This window comes from Arthrobacter sp. H14 (genome assembly GCF_000520495.1).
Classification (GTDB): domain Bacteria; phylum Actinomycetota; class Actinomycetes; order Actinomycetales; family Micrococcaceae; genus Arthrobacter_C.
Genome location: NZ_KI914635.1, coordinates 68,953 through 73,651 on the forward strand (window position 1 = coordinate 68,953; position 4,699 = coordinate 73,651).

Annotated in this window: 5 protein-coding genes; 3 read left to right on the plus strand and 2 right to left on the minus strand. The window is 61.7% G+C overall.

The window, feature by feature from the left end:
* Window positions 1-486 (plus strand): GntR family transcriptional regulator (locus Y707_RS23670; RefSeq protein ID WP_035780405.1); only part of this gene is annotated, 486 nt, incomplete at its 5' end.
* Window positions 487-529: 43 nt separating this feature from the next.
* Window positions 530-1,423, plus strand: a complete 894-nt coding sequence (iolB, locus tag Y707_RS0105225) for a 5-deoxy-glucuronate isomerase (RefSeq protein WP_026534290.1) — start codon at window positions 530-532, stop codon at window positions 1,421-1,423.
* A gap of 24 nt (window positions 1,424-1,447) precedes the next feature.
* Here the strand turns inward: iolB and Y707_RS23675 are convergent, their stop codons facing one another.
* Window positions 1,448-2,002, minus strand: a complete 555-nt coding sequence (locus tag Y707_RS23675) for a DoxX family protein (RefSeq protein ID WP_253905066.1) — start codon at window positions 2,000-2,002, stop codon at window positions 1,448-1,450.
* Window positions 2,003-2,454: 452 nt separating this feature from the next.
* Complete coding sequence (locus Y707_RS0105235; RefSeq protein WP_026534291.1) at window positions 2,455-3,480, minus strand: LacI family DNA-binding transcriptional regulator; 1,026 nt, start codon at window positions 3,478-3,480, stop codon at window positions 2,455-2,457.
* 160 nt (window positions 3,481-3,640) lie between these two features.
* On the opposite strand from Y707_RS0105235, the gene Y707_RS23680 reads away from it, so the two are divergent.
* A partial coding sequence (locus Y707_RS23680; RefSeq protein WP_035780407.1) for a phytanoyl-CoA dioxygenase family protein occupies window positions 3,641-4,699 on the plus strand: 1,059 nt, incomplete at its 3' end.

A 4,699-nucleotide genomic window follows, 5' to 3' on the forward strand; every position in this document is an offset into this window, starting at 1 on the left:
CGCCGGCCGTTGGAGCTGTCGAGCCTGTTCGATGACCTGCACCGTGGCGGCGCCAAACCAGCAACAGAGATTCTGGCTTTCTCACACGCGGAGGCGGACAAGCGGGATCTGGAATTGCTGCACGTGGAGCCGGGCGCGTCGGTGTACCGGTTCACCAGACTGCGCAGCGTGGGCGGCAAACCGCTGGCCCTGATGGATAACCAGGTGCGGGACGACATTGCCGAACTGGACGCCGACACCTTGAAGGAGCACGGCCTTTACGAACTGCTGCGCGCCGCCGGAGTGAACTTCCGGTTGGCGCAGCAGCGGATCGGCGCCGTGATTGCCAATGAATACCAGGCCGAACAACTCCAGGTCGAGCCCGGAGCAGCCTTGGTGACCATGGAACGCACGGCGTTTGATGACACCGGCCGGGTGGTTGAAACCGGGCAGCACGTCTACCGGGGCGACTCATACAGCTTTGAAATGACTTTGGTCCAGCGCTAGGCGCTGGACCAAAAAGAATCGACACTAACTGAAAGGCAGCACTGTGACGAATTGGGTTTACCCTGCGGGAAGTGCCGCGGACGGAGACTGGGCCGTTTCGCTGGGTACGGAAGAATCGGCCGTCAAGGTCGAGGGCTGGAAGCATACCGGCATCCGGGTGGCCGAGATGACAGCCGGGCAGAGGATTGAACTGGGGTCGAAGGCCGAGGAGCGCATCGTCATTCCGCTCAATGGCTCCTTCACCGTTCAGGCCGGCGGAGAGGAATACGCACTCGGCGGCCGCGACTCCGTCTTCACCGGCCCCTCGGATGTTTTCTACTCCGGAACCGATGCGGCCATCACCATTGGAACCAACGACGGCGGCAGGGTCGCCATTGCCTCGGCGCCGGCAAAGAATGCCTATCCTCCCCGGCTGATCATGGCAGATGAAATACCGGTCGAGCTGCGTGGCGCCGGAAACTGTTCCCGCCAGGTGCACAATTTTGGCACTCCGGCTGCGTTGGAAGCCGACCGGTTCATTGTCTGCGAGGTGCTGACTCCGGCGGGCAATTGGTCCTCCTACCCTCCGCACAAACATGATGTGGAGGCCGAGGGGGAAACGAACCTCGAGGAGATCTACTACTTTGAAACCCAGGTCGCGAAGGATTCACCGGCCCCAGCTGAGGCGGACGCCATGGGTTATCAGCGGGTGTATGCCTCCGACGAACGTCCCATCGACGTTAGCGCGGAGGTGCGTACCGGCGACGTCGTGCTGGTTCCATACGGCTGGCACGGACCGGCAATGGCGGCACCGGGCTACGATCTTTACTACTTAAACGTCATGGCCGGACCTGGGCCGGTCCGGCAATGGTTGATCAGTGATGATCCGGCGCACGGCTGGATCCGCCAAGTCTGGGATGAGCAGGACATTGATGCCCGGCTTCCCTTCAAAGGCTGATCCAGCCGTGCTTGCGGAATCTATTTAGCGAATCCAGCGGGGGCTGTTATTGCGGGCCAGTACTGAGCCCAGTCCCCAGGTGTTGCCGGCGTGCGTCGCGGCGAGGGCGACCATGACAGCAGCGTAGATGACGTGCTCATCAAGGATGGGGTTGTTGATCAGCGGCAGGGCCGTGAGCCACAGCATGCCCATCATGATGACGCCGCCGACGGCAGCCAGGCGCAGTCCGATGCCGAGGATGAGTGTGACGCCGAGGCCGAGCATTCCGAGCATGAAGCCGAAGTCAACCAGCACGTTTCCCGCCATGGCATGGAACATCGGGGCGAAGGAGCCTTCGAGGCTGCCCAGGAAGCCTGCTGTCGGCGATGCGCCGGCAAGGACGGACGCTTCCGGCGTGGTCGCGAAGCCCAGGCCGAACATCTTGTCGAGGAACGCCCACAGGAAGACGGATCCGAGCAGGATCCTCACTACGGCAAGGGCCTTACCTGCAGTCCGATTGTCGGAAACCGGCTGTGCGGAGGTGGTCTGCTCGGTGGTGGCGGTATGCTGGGCGCGGGTGGCCTCTAGTAATGACATCATTTACCTTTCGAATATGTGACCGGCCAAAGCACCAAGGCTCCGGCTTCACCTTTGCCCAGGGGGGACGCAGGTGCTTGATCATGATTTGGCCGGAGACACCCCTCAAGGACATGCAGATACAACGCAGCGCATTTATTCTGTGTTGTAATGCTTCCTCTAGCCGCTTATTGTCGCGACGGGGATTCGCCCAGCCGGGCGAGCCGCTCACCGCTCGTTCCTGAAACCATGATGGCCAGACCCTTGCGGGAGCAATTCTGCTGGAGTGCTCTCTTCGAGCGTTTATTCAGCGATGGACTCCGAAGAAAAACGGACGGGTGTGTCCTTCCTTCCGTGCACCTCCAACGTATCACAAAACACTTCCCAAGTTACAAACCGGTAACGGAACCCGCGTAATTCCGATGTAATCCGCCTGTTCCCGCCGCCTCGGAAGGAGACAGAACAACTCAGGATGTTCAGTAGCCGGCCGGGATATTGAAGGGTGTAATGACGTCGGTTTTGGAGACTTCGCCGTCGTCGGGCTCCGGCAACGCGCCATGGGCTCCCATAATGATGCGGCAACACCGGTCAACGTCAATCCGGAAGTCGTGGTGGAGCAGGGCATTCATCACTCCCGCGCGCAGCAGTGCCACATTTTCGGGAAAGAGGTCATGGCCGATGAAGACCTGCAACGGCCTGCCAGCTGCCTCGAAGGCGTCGACGATTCCGTTATTGCCTCCTCCAATGGAATAGACGCCGGCAATCTCCGGATGCCGTTCCAGCGACTCCGACATTAACGCGTTGACGGTCCGGTCAAGTCCGTCACTGCCCGGCAAGTACAGCACCTGGCGCTGCGGATCCATCGAGCGGATAGCGGAGCGGAAGCCCATTTCCCGCTCTTCCTCGCCCCGGAAAAAGTCGTTGCTCACGGTCACCGCCACCGTGCCGGCAATGTCTCCCAACCACTGTGTCATCAGGTAAGCCGCCGTTGCTCCCGCCGAACGGTTGTCGATGCCCACGTACGCCACCCGGGCACTGACAGGCAGATCCGTCACCAGCGTAACCACTGGAATGCCTGCCGCCTCCAGACGTTCGACGGCGTCGCACACCTCCGGAAGGTCCGGCGCCTTGAGGATCACGCCATGACTCCCCCGCTTGACGATTGCATCCAATTCGGCGACGCACTCACCGCCGTCCCACTGCTCATGCAGGTGAAAGCGAGCCCGGATGACGGCAGGGCGCAGCCGTGGCAGGACGGCCTCCAGCGCATGCCTGACAGCAGCGGTGAACCTGTCTGGGGCATCCGCGACGAGGTCGACCATGAACCGGCGGCCGGAGAGTTCGAGCTGCGTCCGCTGAGCATCCAGGTCCTTGATCGCCTGGCGTACCTGTCCGGCGGTGTTCTGCCGGACCCCGGGACGGTTGTGCAGGACCCGGTCGACGGTCGCATCGCTGACGCCGGCCTGGCGTGCGATTTCCCGGACGGTATAGGTGTGTGGCATTCAGGTCCTTCGGGACGCTTTTAGAGTCGGGAGTCGGTTGATCGATGATGGTTGCATGATGGTTTTCTGATGGACTTTATCGTTGCACATATCCCTTCGTGAGACCAGAGTGGAGACTACGCAGATACGCAATCCGCCATGTTCATGAAGGAGCAACGAGATGACAACGACCACCAGTCCGTCAGCAGCAACATCAACCGTCCGGCAATGGCTTAGCGATAGCGATTGCAGTCTGGACGACTTCATCGCCGTCGTCAACGAAGAAACGCGGCTGTCTGACTATCCACATGCGGAAACGGTTGAACAGAACGTGCCCATTTACGGCAGCCGGCTGCTGGAGAAGGCTGGAAATGACCAGGACCGCGCCGAGGTCCAGGCGGAACTGATCCGGGCACTGACTTCCGGACCCGGCATCGTCGTGTTCAAGGGCGCGTTCGGCGATACGTCAACGGTGGACCGCGCCACGGATGCCTTCAATGCCATTATCGCCGAACAGAAGGCCGCGGGAACTGCCTCAGGCGATCACTTCGCCAAACCGGGCGCCAACGACCGGGTCTGGGGAGCCCTGGACAAGTTCGCGGTTCGGACTCCTGACGTATTTGCCGACTACTACGCCAACGACTTCCTGGCCCTCATCGCGGAGGCCTGGCTCGGACCGAACTACCAGGTGACATCGCAGGTGAACGTCGTCAACCCGGGCGGTGCCGCGCAGACTGCCCACCGCGACTACCACCTCGGTTTCATGTCCAGCGGGCAGGCCGCGCGCTACCCTGCCCATACGCACCTGCTCTCCGCGGCGCTGACTTTGCAGGGCGCCGTCGCCCACTGTGACATGCCGGTCGAATCCGGCCCCACCTTGTACCTGCCGCATTCGCAGAAGTATGACGCCGGCTACCTCGCCTTCCACCGGCCCGAATTCACCACCTACTTCGAGGAAAACTACGTGCAGCTTCCGCTGGAAAAGGGCGACGCCGTCTTCTTCAACCCGGCGCTGTTCCACGGAGCGGGGCACAACAAGTCGCAGGGCATCCGCCGGATGGCGAATCTGCTGCAGATTTCCTCCGCGTTCGGCCGGGCGATGGAATCGGTTGACCGGACGGGAATGTCGAAGGCGCTGTTTCCGACGCTGCAGGAGCTGAAGACCGGTGGTGCCAGTGAGCGGTCGCTGCGCAACGTCATCGCCGCGTCGGCGGAGGGATATGGCTTCCCGACGAATCTG

Coding starts and splice junctions, on each gene's coding strand:
- Y707_RS0105235 (WP_026534291.1), bottom strand. CDS start 3,480: ATGCCACACACCTATACCGTCCGGGAAATCGCACGCCAGGCCGGCGTC.
- Y707_RS23675 (WP_253905066.1), bottom strand. CDS start 2,002: ATGATGTCATTACTAGAGGCCACCCGCGCCCAGCATACCGCCACCACC.